Consider the following 15,735-nt stretch of genomic DNA (forward strand, 5'->3'; position numbering starts at 1 on the left):
TCATGGAAGCAATAGCAAAATTAAATAATGTTCCTACCTCTCCCAGAAAAATGCGTTTGGTAGCGGATTTGGTCCGGGGAAAAAAAGTAGGTCAGGCATTGAGTATCCTCAAGTTTACACCTAACCACGGTGCCATACGATTGGAAAAGCTCTTATTGTCAGCGATTGCGAACTGGCAGGCAAAAAACCCGGATGAGAAACTGGAAGACGCAGAGCTGTACGTAAAAACCATCGCAGTAGATAGCGGCAGAATGCTGAAAAGGCTACGACCTGCTCCTCAGGGTAGGGCCCATAGAATCCGTAAAAGATCAAATCATGTAACGCTAATAGTAGACTCCTACGAAGGAGACGTTACCGCTGATATTGTTGAATCAAATGAAAATGAAGACTAAAATATGGGACAAAAAGTTAACCCAATTGGTTTAAGGCTTGGTATCATTAAGGGGTGGGACTCTAACTGGTATGGTGGACGTGATTTCGCCGATAAGCTTTTCGAAGACCAGAGTATCAGGAATTACGTTTTTGCGAGAATTCCAAAAGGAGGAATTTCAAAGGTAATTATCGAGCGCACCCTTAAGAGAATTACGCTGACGATACAGACTGCCCGACCTGGGGTGGTTATTGGTAAAGGCGGATCTGAAGTAGACAAGTTGCGAGAGGAGCTTAAGAAGCTTACCAACAAGGATGTTCAGATCAATATTTTTGAGATCAAGCGACCGGAACTGGATGCTAAATTGGTGGGAGAGTCCATTGCCCAGCAGTTGGAAGCCAGAATTTCGTTCCGTAGGGCAATGAAACAATCCATAGCCGCTACCATGAGGGTAGGTGCAGAAGGGATTAAAGTAAAGCTTTCCGGAAGATTGGGTGGTGCTGAGATGGCCAGGTCAGAGATGTATAAAGAAGGTAGAATTCCCCTTCACACCATTCGGGCAGATGTAGATTATGCTATTTCAGAGGCACAAACCGTATATGGTAAAATCGGAATTAAAGTATGGATCTTCAAAGGTGAAGTGTATGGAAAGAGAGATCTTTCCCCTAACCTAAGCACGGGCAACGATCCTAAAGGCAATGCGCCTGCAGGAAACAGGAGAAGAAGAGAGGGTGGCCCGAAGAGAAGAAAAAGAAATAACTAAACATCTTTAACTGAGCAATCATGTTACAGCCAAGAAGAACGAAATTTAGAAAAATGCATAAAGGGAGGATCAAAGGGATTGCCCAGAGAGGTCATACGTTGGCTTTTGGCAATTTCGGCATCAAATCCCTTGAGCCTGGATGGATCACTTCGAGACAAATAGAAGCTGCCCGTATAGCGATGACACGTGCTATGAAGCGGGAAGGACAGGTTTGGATTCGAATTTTTCCAGATAAGCCCATCACCAAGAAGCCTGCAGAGGTGCGGATGGGTAAAGGTAAAGGAGCTCCCGAATACTGGGTGGCAGTAATCCGTCCCGGGACGATCCTTTTTGAAGCAACCGGAGTTCCGATGGCGGTGGCCGAGGAGGCCTTAAGATTAGCCCAACAAAAGCTACCGGTAAGCACGAAATTTGTGGTAAGAAGAGATTACGCTGGATCATAAGACGATGAAAAATTCTGAAATCAATGCTCTTACAGAGAGCGAAATCACGGAGCGGATTACCGCAGAAAAGGAGAACCTGACAAAACTACGTTTTGCTCATGCCATTTCTCCGATAGAGAATCCTAATAGAATCAGAGAATCTAGGCGTTTGGTCGCAAGATTGAATACTTTTTTACGAGCCAAACAACTAGCTAAATAAGAAACAAAATGGCTACTATAGAAAGAAACCTACGCAAGGAAAGAATAGGTAAGGTGGTTAGCAACAAAATGGATAAATCCATCACTGTAGCTGTGGAGAGGAGAGTAAAACATCCTATGTACGGTAAATTTGTTGGTAAAACCACCAAATTCACAGCTCATGACGAAAACAATGATTGCAATCCGGGAGACCTGGTTAAAATCAGCGAAACGCGTCCGCTGAGTAAAAATAAACGATGGAGATTGGTCGAAATAATTGAAAGGGCTTTATAAATCATGATACAACAGGAATCCAGATTAAGTGTAGCGGATAATTCAGGTGCTAAAGAAGTGCTTGTCATTCGCGTATTGGGAGGAACCAAAAGAAGGTACGCCTCTATTGGAGACAAGGTTGTGGTGACTGTAAAATCAGCCCTATCGTCCAGTAACATGAAAAAAGGCACCGTTTCCAGAGCGGTAATTGTAAGGACACGAAAAGAAGTCCGAAGAAAAGACGGGTCTTATATCCGATTTGAAGATAATGCTGCCGTGCTTCTCAATAACAATGATGAACCCAGGGGGACCCGTATTTTCGGCCCTGTAGCCCGGGAACTCAGGGAAAAGCAGTTTATGAAAATTGTATCTTTGGCCCCCGAAGTATTGTAAAAATGGAAAGAAAATTCAATAAACAACCCAAATTGCACATCAAATCAGGGGATACCGTATTGGTACTCTCCGGAGATGAAAAGGGCAAAAAAGGTAAAATCCTTTCTGTCGATCAGACCAAAAGAAGAGCTATAGTGGAAGGATTGAATATGGTAACCAAACATATCAAGCCAACCGCAAACACTCCTCAGGGCGGTATTGAAAAGAAAGAAGCACCTATCCACATTAGCAATTTGCAACTAGTGGATCCCAAATCGGGAGATGCTACCCGAATTGGGAGAAAGAGAAATGAAGACGGAAAATTAGTAAGGTACTCTAAGAAAACCGGGGAGGTGATCAATGGCTAAACCTAGATTAAAAGAAAAATTCGATAGTGAAATCACATCGGATCTTAAGGATAAGTTTCAGTTTTCAAGTGTGATGCAGGTTCCTAAATTGGTCAAAATTGTTTTGAACAAAGGAATCGGTGCCGCTGTGGCTGATAAGAAACTGGTTGATCAGGGAGTGGAAGAGCTTTCGTTAATCACCGGTCAACGTGCAGTAGCGACAAAGGCGAAGGTTTCAATTTCCAACTTTAAGTTAAGGGATGGGATGCCTATTGGAGCAAAAGTGACCTTGAGAGGTGACCGCATGTTTGAATTTCTGGATCGTCTGGTAAGTATTGCGCTTCCTAGGGTTCGGGATTTTAAAGGAATCTCTGACAAGGGATTTGATGGCCGTGGTAATTACACCCTGGGCGTAACCGAGCAAATAATCTTTCCTGAGATCAGTATAGAAAAGGTAAATCGGATTTCCGGAATGGATATCACGTTGGTTACCAGTACGAACAGCGATGAAGAAGCGTACGCTTTGTTGAAATCCCTTGGGATGCCTTTCGTTAATAAAAATAAAGAAGAATAAACATGGCAAGAGAATCGATCAAAGCCCGCGAACGAAAAAGAGAGCGCTTGGTGGCAAAATATGCCAAAAAGCGCGCTGAACTTAAAGCTGCCGGCGATTATGAAGCATTGGATAAGCTTCCAAAAAATGCTTCTCCAGTTCGACTTCATAACCGGTGCAAGCTTACAGGCCGCCCTAAAGGGTACATGAGGAAATTCGGTATTAATCGGGTGACTTTCAGAGAAATGGCTTCAGCAGGTAAAATCCCGGGAGTGACCAAGTCTAGCTGGTAAAAATTATATAATAGTTTTTATTCTAAATTTCATTGTGTAACTTTGCAGGCCCGTTCGGGTTTTGCAGTTAGACTAATACAAATATGACTGATCCAATAGCTGATTATCTCACCAGGTTGAGAAATGCCATCAAGGCCTCTCACCGGATAGTAGAAATGCCTGCTTCTAATATGAAGAAAGAACTGACAAAAGTTCTTTTTGATAAGGGTTACATCCAGAATTATAAGTTTGTGGAGGAGGGTCCTCAGGGTACCATCAAGATTGCCTTGAAATACAATCCTCAAACCAAAGAAAATGCGATCGTTAACCTTTCTCGAATTAGCAAGCCTGGTTTAAGAAAATATGTAAGTAAAGATTCCCTTCCAAGAGTAATTAATGGATTGGGAATTGCCATTTTATCCACCTCCAGAGGAGTAATGACTGACAAAGAAGCCCGCGTCGAAGGAGTGGGTGGAGAAGTGCTTTGTTACGTTTATTAATGCATAGATATGTCTAGAATAGGTAAAAAACCGATAAATATACCCGCGGGTGTGACTGTAGACGTTTCTGATCACAATCAGGTAACTGTTAAAGGTCCCAAAGGTACACTGGTTCAGGAAGTTAATCCTGATATTTCAGTAAAAGTAGCCGACAATCAGGTGGTTCTGGAAAGACCTACCGATTCGAAACGGCACAAATCATTGCACGGACTTTTCCGTTCGCTGGTGAACAATATGGTCATTGGTGTAAATGAAGGATATAAGAAAGAGTTAGAGCTGGTAGGTGTGGGTTATAAGGCCACTAACCAAGGTCAGGTTCTTGAACTTTCCCTGGGCTACTCCCATAATATCTTTTTAATGGTCCCACAGGAAATAGCTATCAAAACAGAAACCCCCAAAGGAAAAAACCCCTCAATCTCACTGGAAGGTATAGATAAGGAGTTGATTGGTCAGGTTGCTGCAAAAATCAAATCTTTACGTAGAGTAGAGCCATTTAAAGGCAAAGGGGTACGATTTGTAGGCGAGTATGTTAGACGTAAAGCTGGTAAAACTGCTGCTAAAAAATAATTAAACGATGGCTTTCAAGAAAAAAATCAGAAGACTAAGAATAAAAAAAGGTATTCGAAGGAAGATTTCCGGTACCGATGCCCGACCCAGACTTTCTGTGTTCAAAAGTAATACAGGGATTTATGCACAATTGATTGACGATTTAAAAGGTCAAACCCTTGCAGCAGCTTCCTCTAAAGAACTGGGTTCCAGCAAAAATGTAAACGTGTCTGTTTCGAAAGAAGTAGGAAAAAAGCTCGCTGAAAAAGCCGTAGGTAATGGCCATAATGAAGTAGTTTTCGACAGAAGCGGATACCTTTACCATGGAAATGTAAAAGCTTTGGCCGAAGGAGCCAGAGAAGGAGGCCTTAAATTTTAATCATTATGTCCCAAATTAGTAAAAAACCCATTCGGGCTACAGATACAGAGTTAAGCGAAAAAGTCGTTGCTATTAACCGGGTCGCGAAAGTAGTTAAAGGAGGTCGTAGATTTTCTTTCTCAGCAATCGTGGTTGTTGGTGACGGTAAAGGTGTTGTTGGATTTGGATTAGGAAAGGCAAACGAAGTAACAGATGCCATTACTAAAGGAATCGAAGATGCTAAGAAAAACCTGATTAAGGTTCCCATGCTCAAGGGAACGATTCCGCACGAGCAGTTAGGGAAATATGGTGGCGGTTTGGTGTTGGTAAAGCCAGCAGCTCCTGGTACCGGTGTGTTAGCAGGGGGAGCCATGCGTGCCGTTTTGGAAAGCGCAGGATATACGGATATTCTGGCGAAATCGAAAGGTTCTTCAAATCCGCATAATGTGGTTAAAGCCACCATTGACGCATTGGTCCACTTGAGAGATGCCATAGCTGTGTCTCAGCAGAGAAGAGTAAAATTATCGAAAGTATTTAATGGATAATCACATGGCTAAGATCAAAATTACCCAGATCAGAAGTATCATCAAGCGACCTAAAAACCAAAAGGCCACCATTACGGCCCTTGGATTAGGAAAAATCAACAAGACTGTGGAAAAGGAAAATACCCCGCAGCTTCAGGGGATGATAAGTAAAGTAAGCCATTTAGTAAAGGTACAGGACGTTTAATCAATGGTGGTTGCGGCTTTCCGTTTGTTAGACCATTCGAAAATAAATTCAAAATGAAATTACATACATTAAAACCAGCTGAGGGTTCCATTAAGTCCCGGAAAAGGATTGGCCGAGGTCAGGGATCCGGTAGAGGCGGTACGTCTACAAGAGGGCATAAAGGTGCCAAGTCCAGGTCTGGCTACAAATCCAAATTGGGTTTTGAAGGCGGTCAAATGCCCCTGCAACGAAGGGTTCCTAAATTCGGTTTTACGAGTCATAACCGGGTGGAGTACCAGGCGATCAACCTGGATACCCTACAGGAACTGGTGACCAATCTAAATGTGGACAGCATTGATTTTGATTTGCTGCACCAAAATGGACTGGTTTCTAAAAAAGATCTTGTAAAAGTCCTCGGAAGGGGCGAACTTACTTCCAAAATTAACGTAAGTGCCCACAGTTTCTCTGCCTCGGCAATTGCTGCGATTGAAAAGGCCGGAGGATCTGTTAATAAGATTTAATTCATGAAAAAGTTTATTACAACAGTAAAGAACATCTTTTCGATAGAGGATTTAAGAATCAGAATCCTGAATACCGTAGGCTTGCTTATTGTGTTCAGGATTGGGTCCTTTGTAGTCCTTCCTGGCGTGGATCCGAGCCTTCTTGGAGAAGCGGCCACGGGTATTTTCGGATTGATTGATACCTTTTTGGGTGGTTCTTTCAGTAGGGCTTCCATATTTGGCTTGGGTATAATGCCCTATATATCTGCCTCAATTGTACTACAATTGTTGACTGTTGGTGTACCTTATTTTCAGAAACTACAGAAAGAAGGGGAATCTGGTCGCAAACGAATTAATCAAATTACCCGGGTGTTGACCATTGTAATCACCTTTGCCCAAGGTATCGGTTATATTACAGCCACTATTCCTGATGAGGCCATTGTTATCAATAAGACGCTTTTCATGACTTCCGGATTGATTCTGTTGACATCCGGCACCATGTTTTGTATGTGGATCGGTGAAAAAATTACCGAAAAGGGTATTGGAAATGGTATCTCCATGTTGATTATGATTGGTATTATTTCAGCCTTACCAGGAGCCATTATTTCTGAGAGTTTATCCAAAGGCGGTGGCGGTATTCTATTGCTGATCTTGGAGGCCGTGATCTTATTCTTTGTGGTAGTAGGGGTAGTTGCCCTGACAGAAGCTGTTAGGAGAATACCCGTGCAATACGCCAAGCAGGTAGTCGGAGGAAAGGTGTACGGCGGACAACGGCAGTACATTCCGATTAAGGTAAACGCCTCCGGAGTGATGCCGATAATCTTTGCACAATCCCTGATGTTTTTGCCTGCATTGATCGCTCAGATTTGGGCTGAAAACAGTGATATCGCTGCTTATATTGGAACCACTTTTAGTGATTTCACTTCCTGGCAGTATAACCTGGTGTTTGCCTTGATGATCATTTTGTTCACCTTTTTCTACACAGCCATCACCGTCAATCCGGAACAGATAGCTGAAGATATGAAAAGGAACGGTGGATTTGTACCCGGTATCAAGCCTGGTGCGCCTACTTCTGAATTTATAGATAATATCATTTCAAGGATTACGCTTCCCGGCTCCATATTATTAGCGTTGGTAGCGATCATGCCTGCCTTCGCGATTATTGCCGGTGTAAGTGGAGAGTTTGCTCAGTTTTATGGGGGAACATCCTTGTTGATCATGGTAGGGGTTATTTTGGATACACTTCGTCAGATTGAGAGTTATTTGTTGATGAGGCATTACGAGGGGATGATGAAAAGTGGAAATATGAAAAATGACCCTTCCAGTTTCGCTGTGGCTTAACGATGATACAGTACAAGTCTGAAGAAGAAATTGAAATTATCAAAGAAAGTGCACAGATCCTGGGAAAAGCCCACGGCGAAGTTGCCAGACATGTAAAAGAAGGGGTAAAGACCTCTTTTTTAGATAAAATTGCTGAGGAGTTTATACGGGATCATGATGGAGTTCCTTCCTTTAAAGGATACAATGGATTTCCTTCTTCCCTGTGTATTTCTGTGAATGAAGTAGTAGTTCATGGATTTCCTAGTCAGTATCAATTGAAAGATGGCGATATAATCTCGATAGATTGTGGAGTCTTTCACCAAGGTTTTCATAGCGATTCCGCTTATACTTACCCTGTTGGTGAAGTCTCCCCAAAAATTCAAGCCCTTTTAAAAGCTACTGAAGAATCCCTCTATCAGGGGATAGAAAACGCTGTTTTTGGTAAGCGTGTAGGTGATATAGGCAATTCCATTCAAAAATTTGTCGAAGCCAAAGGGTATACCGTAGTAAGAGAGTTGGTAGGTCATGGATTGGGTCGACAACTACACGAGGCTCCCGAAGTACCGAACTGGGGAAAACGGGGCAGCGGGCCCAAGCTGCGAGAAGGAATGGTGATTGCAATTGAGCCCATGGTAAATCTGGGTACGCGCAATGTAGTTCAAGAAAGGGATGGCTGGACCATCCGGACAGCGGATCGGAAACCATCGGCTCATTATGAGCATACGGTAGCCATTTTTGAGGATAAAACAGAGATATTGACCACACATAGGTACATAAAAGAAAATTTTAAAAGTTAACTATGGCTAAGCAGGCATCAATAGAACAGGACGGCACCATCGTTGAAGCATTGTCCAATGCGATGTTTAAGGTGGAGCTTGAAAATGGACATCAATTAATTGCACATATTTCCGGTAAAATGCGAATGAATTACATCAAAATTTTACCCGGGGACAAAGTGAAATTGGAGATGTCGCCTTATGATCTTTCTAAAGGACGGATTGTTTACCGTTATAAGTAAGGTAGCGGAATGGTTTCCGTTGGGAGTAGAATTTAAAGAAAATAATTAGTGATATGAAAGTTAAAGCATCGATTAAAAAAAGGAGCGTTGACTGTAAAGTAATCCGCAGAAACGGGAAGCTTTATGTGATCAACAAGAAGAATCCAAAGTTTAAACAAAGACAAGGTTAATTACTATGGCTAGAATTGCAGGTGTCGATATACCCGACAATAAACGTGGCGAAATAGGCCTTACCTATATATTTGGTATCGGCAGGAGTACAGCAAGGGCCATCCTTATCAAAGCTGGCATTTCTTTAGATAAGAAAGCAGGGGAGTGGGATGATGACGAATCTACTGCCATCAGGAATATTATTGCTGAGGAGTACAAGACAGAAGGTGTACTTAAATCTGAAGTGCAGTTAAGTATTAAGCGGTTGATGGACATTGGTTGTTACAGGGGCTTGCGTCACCGGAAAGGATTACCCGTCCGTGGACAAAAAACCAAGAACAACGCCAGGACCAGAAAAGGTAAGAGAAAAACTGTTGCCAACAAGAAGAAAGCGACTAAATAAATCCTGACATAGATTATGGCTCAGAAAAGAAACGAAAAGACCAAAGCTAAAAAGCGGGTTGTTAAAGTAGAAGCAGTGGGTCAGGCCCATATCAAAGCTTCGTTTAATAATATTATCATTTCCATTACCAATAATTCAGGACAGGTGATTTCCTGGGCATCTGCTGGTAAAATGGGATTCAGAGGTTCTAAGAAGAATACGCCTTATGCGGCTCAAATGGCTGCTCAAAACTGCGGACAGGTCGCCTACGATCTTGGTTTGAGAAAGATTGAGGTATTTGTAAAGGGTCCGGGAGCGGGCAGGGAATCTGCCATTAGAACCTTGCAAAACGTGGGGTTGGATGTGACTACCATTACCGATGTGACTCCATTGCCACACAATGGTTGTCGTCCTCCAAAACGCAGAAGAGTTTAATTTAAAGAAAAAATACGCATGGCTAGATATAGAGGTCCAAAAGCAAAAATTGCCAGAAAATTTGGCGAGCCCATTGAAGGACAAAGCAAAGTGCTTCAGAAGAAAAACTATCCTCCCGGAATGCACGGAAGAGGAAGAAGAAAGAAGCAGTCCGAATTTGCCATTCAGTTGATGGAGAAGCAAAAAGCCAAATACATTTATGGTATATTGGAGAGGCAATTTGCACGCATGTTTAATATTGCCTCCAGAAAAAAAGGAGTAACCGGTGAAAATCTCCTCCAACTTTTGGAAGCCCGATTGGATAATACCGTTTACCGTTTGGGAATAGCTCCCACCAGAAGAGGTGCTCGTCAATTGGTATCCCATAAGCACATCCTTGTTAATGGTAACTTGGTAAATATTCCATCATTTTTATTGAAACCCGGAGACGTGGTGTCTGTCAGGGAGAAATCTAAATCGTTGGAAGCGATTACCGAAAGCCTTAGAGGAAGAGGAACGACCAGGTATAGCTGGTTGGAATGGGATAATGGATCCCTCAGCGGGAAATTTGTCAGTATTCCACTAAGGGAAGATATTCCGGAGAACATCAAGGAGCAGCTGATCGTTGAATTGTACTCTAAGTAATCATTAACATTCCAAAAAAAGAATTAAAGATATGTCCATATTAGCATTTCAAATGCCAGAGAAAGTGGTAATGGAAAAAGCAGATGATTTTCATGGTCTGTTTACCTTCAAACCGCTTGAAAAAGGATACGGGGTAACCATTGGCAATGCCCTAAGAAGGATTCTTTTGTCTTCGCTGGAAGGGTATGCCATTACTGCTGTCAAATTACCAGGGGTAGTTCATGAGTTTTCCAGCATAGAGGGAGTGGTAGAAGATGTTACTGACATCATACTTAATCTAAAGCAGGTCAGGTTTAAAAAGATCCACGATGCCATTGATAATAAAATCACGGTAGAGGTTAAAAATCAGGATGTTTTTACGGCTGGCGATATTGCTAAATTCACCACTTCTTTTGAGGTGTTGAACCCTGAATTGGTCATTTGTCACCTCGATGATTCCAAGAGTCTTGAAATTGAGCTTAGTGTCGATAAAGGTAGGGGATACCTGCCCGCAGAAGAGTCCAAGCCCAAGGAGCAAATTTACGGCACCATTTCAGTAGACGCGATTTTCACGCCTATCAAAAATGTAAAATACCGGATTGAAAATACCCGGGTGGAACAAAAGACCGATTATGAGCAACTCATAATGGAAGTGTCCACGGATGGATCCATTCACCCGGAGAAAGCACTTCAGGAGTCGGCTAAGATTTTGATTCAGCATTTCATGTTGTTTTCCGATCAAACCATGGTTATTGATGCCCCTGGAAGTGGTGCTATTGAGCCAATTGATGAAGAATACCTTCACATGCGGAAGTTGCTGAAGACTTCACTGAGTGATTTGGACCTGTCTGTACGGGCTTTTAATTGCCTGAAAGCAGCAGATGTCAAAACTCTTGGCGACCTGGCGAAACTGGAAATTTCAGATATGATGAAGTTCCGCAATTTTGGTAAAAAATCCCTGGCTGAATTGGAGCAATTGATTCAGGAAAAAGGTCTGACATTTGGCATGGACCTGTCTAAGTATAAACTTGATGAAGAATAATTAATAATGAGACACGGTAAGAAATTTAACCATCTAGGTAGAACCGCCTCGCATAGGAAGGCCATGCTTTCGAATATGGCGCAGTCTCTCTTGGAACACAAGCGGATCAGTACCACACTTGCCAAAGCCAAGGAGCTGCGGAAATACATAGAACCCCTGATCACCAAAGCCAAAATGGATACCACTCACAACCGCAGGGTTGCTTTTGGTTACCTGAAAAACAAAGAAGCGATTAAACTTCTTTTTGGAGAGGTGGTAGAAAAAGTAGGAAATCGTCCTGGAGGATACACACGAATTATCAAAACCGGTTATCGACTGGGGGATAATGCGGAAATGTGTATCATCGAACTGGTAGACTACAACGAATTGTTGTTGAAAGACGATAAACCTGCTAAAAAATCCGGTAGACGGAGAAGCAGAAGAGGTTCTGGAAAAGGCACTGAATCCGAAGAATCCACTGGTAACGTGCCGGCATCCGAAAAAGCGGAGAGCGATAAAGCAGAAAAGAAGGAAAGCCCCAAGACAGCAGCAGATGAAGAATCCGATTCTTCCGATGCCACTGCTGAGAACTCCGCAGAAGAGCCGAAGGCCTCCACTGAGCAAGAGGACGCAGCAGAAAAAGAGGACGACAAAAAGGATGGCGATAAAAAGTCTGAATAAGATATGTCGCTTTTGTAAAGATAAAATCAGGGATTGGCCGTTAGGTTCAATCCCTTTTTTTATATCCTTTTCTTTGAATGCTTTCTACTACTTAGAAAATTCTTAAATTTGCCTATCAAAAATAACTATGAACAGAAAAAAAGCCACCCTTCTTTTAGCAGATGGAACGGCCTTCACGGGGAGCCTGGTAGGTAGCCATGGCACCAACGGGGGGGAGATCTGCTTCAATACCGGAATGACCGGGTATCAGGAGATATATACGGATCCTTCCTATACCGGACAAATCATCGTCAATACCACGCCTCATATCGGAAATTACGGGGTGGTGGAGGAGGATCAGCAGTCGGTGCGTCCCTTGATTTCCGGGATTGTCGTCAATGATTTTTCCGAAATTTATAGCCGGTTAGATGCCTCGGAGTCCCTTCAGGAGTACCTGGAAAGGCATGGCATTACCGGGATAGCAGATGTGGATACCCGGAAACTAGTGCGGCATATCCGATCCAAAGGAGCTATGAATGCCATTATTAGTTCTGAATTTGACGATCTGGATCAGTTAAAGACCGAACTGGACAAAGTACCTGATATGAACGGGTTGGAATTATCCTCGACCGTTTCCACTAGTGAACCCTATTTTTACGGAGATGAAAACGCCCCTATTAGAGTAGCTTGTGTGGATTATGGCATCAAAAGGAACATTCTACGATGCCTGGCCGATCGGGGGGTTTACTGCAAGGTATTTCCAGCAAAGACTACTTTTTCCGAAATGGAAACCTGGAACCCGGACGCTTATTTTCTTTCCAATGGGCCCGGAGACCCGGCAGTAATGGAGTATGCGGTCACTACCACCAAGGAAATCCTGAAACAGGATAAGCCCCTATTTGGAATTTGCCTGGGACACCAAATTTTGGCCAGAGCCTGTGATATTTCCACCTATAAAATGCATCACGGGCATAGGGGGCTTAACCATCCCATCAAAAACCTGCTGACCGGAAAGAGTGAAATCACCTCCCAGAACCATGGTTTTGTGGTGACTCGGGAAGATATAGACAAAAACGATCAACTTGAAATTACCCACTTGCACCTAAATGACGGAACGGTAGCCGGCATTAAGTTGAAAAATAAACGGGCTTTTTCTGTACAATACCATCCGGAGAGTGCTCCCGGACCGCACGATTCCCGGTATTTATTTGAACAATTTATTTCCCTAATTCAGAACTAAATCATTAACCTTATTTTGTTATGACATTGATACAATCCATTCACGCAAGACAAATTTTAGATTCCCGGGGCAATCCCACGGTAGAAGTAGATGTTTTTACTGACAACGGTGCTTTTGGTAGGGCGGCTGTTCCCAGTGGAGCATCTACCGGAGTACACGAAGCAGTAGAGCTCAGAGACGGGGACAAAAGTGTATACATGGGCAAAGGAGTGCTTAAGGCCGTTGCCAATGTGAACGACGTAATCGCTCCCGAATTAATTGGTTTTGATGTCTTTGAACAAAACCAAATTGACCAGATCATGCTTAGCTTGGATGGCACCAAAAATAAGTCCAAACTGGGAGCAAATGCCATTCTTGGGGTTTCCCTTGCGGTGGCAAAGGCGGCTGCCATGGAGTCAGGACAACCTTTATACCGCTATATCGGAGGCGTTAATGCCAATACGCTGCCCGTACCCATGATGAACATTCTGAACGGTGGATCGCATGCAGATAATGGCATCGATTTTCAGGAATTTATGGTGATGCCCGCCGGCGCTCCTACGTTCTCTGAGTCTCTTAGGATGGGAGCACAGATCTTTCATGAATTGAAGGCTGTCCTGAAGAGTAAAGGACTCTCTACCAATGTGGGTGATGAAGGGGGCTTTGCTCCGGATCTTAAGAATAACGTAGAGGCCATTGAAGTGGTATTGCAAGCCATCGAAAAAGCCGGTTTCCGTCCGGGTGAAGATGTGTTCATAGCCATGGACCCAGCCTCTTCTGAATTTTATGACGAGGAAAAAGGATTGTATGTATTTAAAAAATCTACCGGTGATGAACTGACTTCCGAACAAATGGCCAACTACTGGACCGAATGGGTAAATAAATATCCGATCAAATCCATAGAAGATGGCATGCAGGAGGATGACTGGAAGGGTTGGAAAATGATGACCGAGGCCGTAGGAGATAAAATTCAGATTGTAGGAGATGATTTATTCGTGACCAACGTAGAACGACTGCAAAAAGGAATTGATGAGAATATTGCCAATGCCTTGCTTGTAAAAGTAAACCAGATTGGATCGCTTACCGAAACGATCAATGCAGTGGATTTGTGTCACCGAAATAAGTACAAGTCGGTCATGTCTCACCGTTCCGGAGAGACGGAAGACTCCACCATTGCGGATCTGGCAGTAGCATTGAATACCGGACAGATCAAGACCGGTTCGGCTTCCCGTTCCGACAGGATGGCGAAGTACAATCAGTTGCTTAGAATTGAAGAACAACTTGGTGATTCAGCCTATTATCCAGGGTTGAAATTTTAAGGCAAGACCTTTTGTTGGTATCGTCTAAGATACCATTCGTAGAAAAAACCCTTTTGAGGCCCTGGCTTTGAAAGGGTTTTTTATTTTACGAAAGAGGCATTTGTTTTTCTTCACCCTCCCTGCCGTGGAATTGCTTCTTTTTGGGTTTTTGAAAAAGTTATTGGTTTTTAATTCCCAAATACTTAGGTTTATTACAGTATGGGAATAAAGAAACGGGTTGCTACCTTTTTTTTAGGGTTATTTATGGCAGGACTACCGATGGCCTTGCCCTTAATGGCCCAAGAAATTACCGTAAAAGGAAGGGTGGTGGATAGGGAATCAAAGTTACCTCTGCCCTTTGTTACGGTATTTGTTAATAATACGGCAGAAGGTACGGTGGCCAATGAAGAGGGACAATTTGAACTCAGCATGGCTGCCGGACAGCATGAACTGGTTCTTTCCTTAGTAGGATATGAAAACCTGGTTTTTGCGGATAATTTCTCCGGCAATCTTCCCCGGTTTGTTTTTCAGATGGACCAAAAGCCAATCGACCTGAATGAGTTACAGGTGGATGGCGAAAGAAGCAGCGAATGGTATGAAAATTTAAGAATCTTTGAATACCATTTTTTAGGGAATAGCAGGTATGCCTTGAGCTGCAAAATCATCAATCCGGAGGTTTTGGTGATTGACTTTGACGAGTCTGTATTAAAAGTTCACAGTACTGATTTTCTAACCATAGAAAACCACCAACTGGGATACCGCATCGATTACCTGTTGACTTCCTTTGAATTGGACACCGACAAGAAAAGATTCCATTACCTTGGCTATCCCAGGTACACGGAAATGGAAGGCGGAAGAATGAAAAAACGGAGGTGGGAAAGAAACAGGGCTTCGGTCTACCAGGGTTCCTGGTTGCATTTTAAGCGAAGTATCAGAGACGGCACTACTAGTGAGGCTGGTTTTGAAGTCAGAAAAATGAAACAGGTACCCAACCCGGATCGGCCTTCGGAAAGGGTACTACTCGAGGCAAAACAGCAATTGGAAATCACCAAAGATTTAGCATTCAGCATTTTCCGAGACTCTCTTTCGCTGATAGCAAAAAAAGAGTCACTCCCGAAAATAATCCCTAAAGTAGATACAGTACTTTTAAAGGAAAACGATTACAGCCAGGTCATTGATGGAGAGGTTAGCTTAGCGTTTGAGGATTTTTTGGAAATCACCTATACCAAGGGGAAGGTAAGCAGGGAATACATCAATTCGTTTGTACCGGGACAAGCACCGAAGTCCCCTTATCCAATTTCAATAATGAGCCAAACAGCCCCAGTTTTGATCTATCCTACCGGCCTGGAGTCCAATCCACTTTCCCTGTATCTGGAAGGGTATTGGAGCTGGCAGAAAATGGGTGATGCGTTACCCATTGATTATGAATTTATCAAATAATAAGATT

27 protein-coding genes are annotated in these 15,735 nt (G+C 43.0%); all 27 read left to right on the plus strand.

What is annotated here, in order from left to right; genetic code table 11:
• The first annotated feature begins 2 nt into the window (after positions 1–2).
• The 27 genes from rplV to GJS45_RS10950 all read left to right on the plus strand — a co-directional run bounded on the left by rplV (position 3) and on the right by GJS45_RS10950 (position 15,728).
• Positions 3–392: a 50S ribosomal protein L22 gene (rplV, locus tag GJS45_RS10820; RefSeq protein WP_162341782.1), complete on the plus strand. Its 390-nt coding sequence runs from the start codon at positions 3–5 to the stop codon at positions 390–392.
• A gap of 3 nt (positions 393–395) precedes the next feature.
• Positions 396–1,133, plus strand: a complete 738-nt coding sequence (gene rpsC / locus GJS45_RS10825) for a 30S ribosomal protein S3 (RefSeq protein ID WP_162341784.1) — start codon at positions 396–398, stop codon at positions 1,131–1,133.
• Positions 1,134–1,153: 20 nt separating this feature from the next.
• On the plus strand, positions 1,154–1,576 hold the full coding sequence (gene rplP / locus GJS45_RS10830; RefSeq protein ID WP_162341786.1) for a 50S ribosomal protein L16: 423 nt from the start codon (positions 1,154–1,156) through the stop codon (positions 1,574–1,576).
• Positions 1,577–1,580: 4 nt separating this feature from the next.
• Positions 1,581–1,775 (plus strand): 50S ribosomal protein L29, encoded by a 195-nt coding sequence (gene rpmC / locus GJS45_RS10835; protein WP_162341788.1) that lies wholly within the window; start codon positions 1,581–1,583, stop codon positions 1,773–1,775.
• Between the two features lie 8 nt (positions 1,776–1,783).
• Positions 1,784–2,047, plus strand: a complete 264-nt coding sequence (gene rpsQ / locus GJS45_RS10840; RefSeq protein ID WP_162341790.1) for a 30S ribosomal protein S17 — start codon at positions 1,784–1,786, stop codon at positions 2,045–2,047.
• A gap of 3 nt (positions 2,048–2,050) precedes the next feature.
• A complete protein-coding gene (gene rplN / locus GJS45_RS10845; protein ID WP_162341792.1) occupies positions 2,051–2,419 on the plus strand; it encodes a 50S ribosomal protein L14 in 369 nt (122 codons plus the stop codon).
• A 2-nt stretch (positions 2,420–2,421) separates the two neighbouring features.
• Positions 2,422–2,766, plus strand: coding sequence for a 50S ribosomal protein L24 (gene rplX, locus GJS45_RS10850; RefSeq protein ID WP_162341794.1), 345 nt, complete (start codon positions 2,422–2,424; stop codon positions 2,764–2,766).
• Positions 2,759–3,319 (plus strand): 50S ribosomal protein L5, encoded by a 561-nt coding sequence (gene rplE / locus GJS45_RS10855; RefSeq protein WP_162341796.1) that lies wholly within the window; start codon positions 2,759–2,761, stop codon positions 3,317–3,319. Before rplX ends, rplE begins: the two co-directional genes overlap by 8 nt.
• 2 nt (positions 3,320–3,321) lie before the next feature.
• Complete coding sequence (gene rpsN / locus GJS45_RS10860; RefSeq protein ID WP_026956459.1) at positions 3,322–3,591, plus strand: 30S ribosomal protein S14; 270 nt, start codon at positions 3,322–3,324, stop codon at positions 3,589–3,591.
• Positions 3,592–3,674: 83 nt separating this feature from the next.
• Positions 3,675–4,070: a 30S ribosomal protein S8 gene (gene rpsH, locus GJS45_RS10865; RefSeq protein ID WP_162341798.1), complete on the plus strand. Its 396-nt coding sequence runs from the start codon at positions 3,675–3,677 to the stop codon at positions 4,068–4,070.
• A 9-nt stretch (positions 4,071–4,079) separates the two neighbouring features.
• On the plus strand, positions 4,080–4,637 hold the full coding sequence (gene rplF, locus GJS45_RS10870) for a 50S ribosomal protein L6 (protein ID WP_162341800.1): 558 nt from the start codon (positions 4,080–4,082) through the stop codon (positions 4,635–4,637).
• Positions 4,638–4,644: 7 nt separating this feature from the next.
• On the plus strand, positions 4,645–4,995 hold the full coding sequence (rplR, locus tag GJS45_RS10875) for a 50S ribosomal protein L18 (RefSeq protein WP_162341802.1): 351 nt from the start codon (positions 4,645–4,647) through the stop codon (positions 4,993–4,995).
• Between the two features lie 5 nt (positions 4,996–5,000).
• Positions 5,001–5,519: a 30S ribosomal protein S5 gene (gene rpsE, locus GJS45_RS10880; RefSeq protein ID WP_162341804.1), complete on the plus strand. Its 519-nt coding sequence runs from the start codon at positions 5,001–5,003 to the stop codon at positions 5,517–5,519.
• Positions 5,520–5,523: 4 nt separating this feature from the next.
• On the plus strand, positions 5,524–5,703 hold the full coding sequence (gene rpmD / locus GJS45_RS10885; protein ID WP_235941480.1) for a 50S ribosomal protein L30: 180 nt from the start codon (positions 5,524–5,526) through the stop codon (positions 5,701–5,703).
• Between the two features lie 53 nt (positions 5,704–5,756).
• Positions 5,757–6,203, plus strand: a complete 447-nt coding sequence (gene rplO, locus GJS45_RS10890) for a 50S ribosomal protein L15 (RefSeq protein ID WP_162341808.1) — start codon at positions 5,757–5,759, stop codon at positions 6,201–6,203.
• A 3-nt stretch (positions 6,204–6,206) separates the two neighbouring features.
• A complete protein-coding gene (gene secY, locus GJS45_RS10895) occupies positions 6,207–7,523 on the plus strand; it encodes a preprotein translocase subunit SecY (protein WP_162341810.1) in 1,317 nt (438 codons plus the stop codon).
• Between the two features lie 2 nt (positions 7,524–7,525).
• Complete coding sequence (gene map, locus GJS45_RS10900) at positions 7,526–8,299, plus strand: type I methionyl aminopeptidase (protein WP_162341812.1); 774 nt, start codon at positions 7,526–7,528, stop codon at positions 8,297–8,299.
• A gap of 2 nt (positions 8,300–8,301) precedes the next feature.
• On the plus strand, positions 8,302–8,520 hold the full coding sequence (gene infA / locus GJS45_RS10905) for a translation initiation factor IF-1 (RefSeq protein WP_073095415.1): 219 nt from the start codon (positions 8,302–8,304) through the stop codon (positions 8,518–8,520).
• Positions 8,521–8,573: 53 nt separating this feature from the next.
• Positions 8,574–8,690, plus strand: a complete 117-nt coding sequence (gene rpmJ, locus GJS45_RS10910) for a 50S ribosomal protein L36 (RefSeq protein WP_014772314.1) — start codon at positions 8,574–8,576, stop codon at positions 8,688–8,690.
• 5 nt (positions 8,691–8,695) lie between these two features.
• Positions 8,696–9,073 (plus strand): 30S ribosomal protein S13, encoded by a 378-nt coding sequence (gene rpsM, locus GJS45_RS10915; RefSeq protein WP_162341814.1) that lies wholly within the window; start codon positions 8,696–8,698, stop codon positions 9,071–9,073.
• A gap of 15 nt (positions 9,074–9,088) precedes the next feature.
• A complete protein-coding gene (gene rpsK, locus GJS45_RS10920; RefSeq protein WP_014020645.1) occupies positions 9,089–9,487 on the plus strand; it encodes a 30S ribosomal protein S11 in 399 nt (132 codons plus the stop codon).
• Between the two features lie 18 nt (positions 9,488–9,505).
• Entirely contained in the window at positions 9,506–10,111 is a 606-nt protein-coding gene (rpsD, locus tag GJS45_RS10925) for a 30S ribosomal protein S4 (RefSeq protein WP_162341816.1), read from the plus strand.
• A 31-nt stretch (positions 10,112–10,142) separates the two neighbouring features.
• A complete protein-coding gene (locus GJS45_RS10930; protein WP_162341818.1) occupies positions 10,143–11,132 on the plus strand; it encodes a DNA-directed RNA polymerase subunit alpha in 990 nt (329 codons plus the stop codon).
• Positions 11,133–11,138: 6 nt separating this feature from the next.
• Positions 11,139–11,792, plus strand: a complete 654-nt coding sequence (gene rplQ / locus GJS45_RS10935) for a 50S ribosomal protein L17 (RefSeq protein WP_162341820.1) — start codon at positions 11,139–11,141, stop codon at positions 11,790–11,792.
• Between the two features lie 127 nt (positions 11,793–11,919).
• A complete protein-coding gene (carA, locus tag GJS45_RS10940; protein ID WP_162341822.1) occupies positions 11,920–13,011 on the plus strand; it encodes a glutamine-hydrolyzing carbamoyl-phosphate synthase small subunit in 1,092 nt (363 codons plus the stop codon).
• 20 nt (positions 13,012–13,031) lie between these two features.
• Positions 13,032–14,309 (plus strand): phosphopyruvate hydratase, encoded by a 1,278-nt coding sequence (eno, locus tag GJS45_RS10945; RefSeq protein WP_162341824.1) that lies wholly within the window; start codon positions 13,032–13,034, stop codon positions 14,307–14,309.
• A gap of 243 nt (positions 14,310–14,552) precedes the next feature.
• Positions 14,553–15,728 carry a carboxypeptidase-like regulatory domain-containing protein gene (locus GJS45_RS10950; RefSeq protein WP_162341826.1) on the plus strand — a complete coding sequence of 392 codons (1,176 nt, stop codon included), beginning with the start codon at positions 14,553–14,555 and terminating at the stop codon, positions 15,726–15,728.
• The last annotated feature ends 7 nt before the right edge of the window (positions 15,729–15,735 follow it).

It is taken from the genome of Cyclobacterium salsum, from assembly GCF_010119245.1.
Classification (GTDB): Bacteria; Bacteroidota; Bacteroidia; order Cytophagales; family Cyclobacteriaceae; genus Cyclobacterium; species Cyclobacterium salsum.

Bases quoted from the DNA above. Each gene is read 5' to 3' on its own strand.
- rplV (WP_162341782.1), top strand. From the start codon at position 3: ATGGAAGCAATAGCAAAATTAAATAATGTTCCTACCTCTCCCAGAAAA.
- rpsC (WP_162341784.1), top strand. From the start codon at position 396: ATGGGACAAAAAGTTAACCCAATTGGTTTAAGGCTTGGTATCATTAAG.
- rplP (WP_162341786.1), top strand. From the start codon at position 1,154: ATGTTACAGCCAAGAAGAACGAAATTTAGAAAAATGCATAAAGGGAGG.
- rpmC (WP_162341788.1), top strand. From the start codon at position 1,581: ATGAAAAATTCTGAAATCAATGCTCTTACAGAGAGCGAAATCACGGAG.
- rpsQ (WP_162341790.1), top strand. From the start codon at position 1,784: ATGGCTACTATAGAAAGAAACCTACGCAAGGAAAGAATAGGTAAGGTG.
- rplN (WP_162341792.1), top strand. From the start codon at position 2,051: ATGATACAACAGGAATCCAGATTAAGTGTAGCGGATAATTCAGGTGCT.
- rplX (WP_162341794.1), top strand. From the start codon at position 2,422: ATGGAAAGAAAATTCAATAAACAACCCAAATTGCACATCAAATCAGGG.
- rplE (WP_162341796.1), top strand. From the start codon at position 2,759: ATGGCTAAACCTAGATTAAAAGAAAAATTCGATAGTGAAATCACATCG.
- rpsN (WP_026956459.1), top strand. From the start codon at position 3,322: ATGGCAAGAGAATCGATCAAAGCCCGCGAACGAAAAAGAGAGCGCTTG.
- rpsH (WP_162341798.1), top strand. From the start codon at position 3,675: ATGACTGATCCAATAGCTGATTATCTCACCAGGTTGAGAAATGCCATC.
- rplF (WP_162341800.1), top strand. From the start codon at position 4,080: ATGTCTAGAATAGGTAAAAAACCGATAAATATACCCGCGGGTGTGACT.
- rplR (WP_162341802.1), top strand. From the start codon at position 4,645: ATGGCTTTCAAGAAAAAAATCAGAAGACTAAGAATAAAAAAAGGTATT.
- rpsE (WP_162341804.1), top strand. From the start codon at position 5,001: ATGTCCCAAATTAGTAAAAAACCCATTCGGGCTACAGATACAGAGTTA.
- rpmD (WP_235941480.1), top strand. From the start codon at position 5,524: ATGGCTAAGATCAAAATTACCCAGATCAGAAGTATCATCAAGCGACCT.
- rplO (WP_162341808.1), top strand. From the start codon at position 5,757: ATGAAATTACATACATTAAAACCAGCTGAGGGTTCCATTAAGTCCCGG.
- secY (WP_162341810.1), top strand. From the start codon at position 6,207: ATGAAAAAGTTTATTACAACAGTAAAGAACATCTTTTCGATAGAGGAT.
- map (WP_162341812.1), top strand. From the start codon at position 7,526: ATGATACAGTACAAGTCTGAAGAAGAAATTGAAATTATCAAAGAAAGT.
- infA (WP_073095415.1), top strand. From the start codon at position 8,302: ATGGCTAAGCAGGCATCAATAGAACAGGACGGCACCATCGTTGAAGCA.
- rpmJ (WP_014772314.1), top strand. From the start codon at position 8,574: ATGAAAGTTAAAGCATCGATTAAAAAAAGGAGCGTTGACTGTAAAGTA.
- rpsM (WP_162341814.1), top strand. From the start codon at position 8,696: ATGGCTAGAATTGCAGGTGTCGATATACCCGACAATAAACGTGGCGAA.
- rpsK (WP_014020645.1), top strand. From the start codon at position 9,089: ATGGCTCAGAAAAGAAACGAAAAGACCAAAGCTAAAAAGCGGGTTGTT.
- rpsD (WP_162341816.1), top strand. From the start codon at position 9,506: ATGGCTAGATATAGAGGTCCAAAAGCAAAAATTGCCAGAAAATTTGGC.
- GJS45_RS10930 (WP_162341818.1), top strand. From the start codon at position 10,143: ATGTCCATATTAGCATTTCAAATGCCAGAGAAAGTGGTAATGGAAAAA.
- rplQ (WP_162341820.1), top strand. From the start codon at position 11,139: ATGAGACACGGTAAGAAATTTAACCATCTAGGTAGAACCGCCTCGCAT.
- carA (WP_162341822.1), top strand. From the start codon at position 11,920: ATGAACAGAAAAAAAGCCACCCTTCTTTTAGCAGATGGAACGGCCTTC.
- eno (WP_162341824.1), top strand. From the start codon at position 13,032: ATGACATTGATACAATCCATTCACGCAAGACAAATTTTAGATTCCCGG.
- GJS45_RS10950 (WP_162341826.1), top strand. From the start codon at position 14,553: ATGGCAGGACTACCGATGGCCTTGCCCTTAATGGCCCAAGAAATTACC.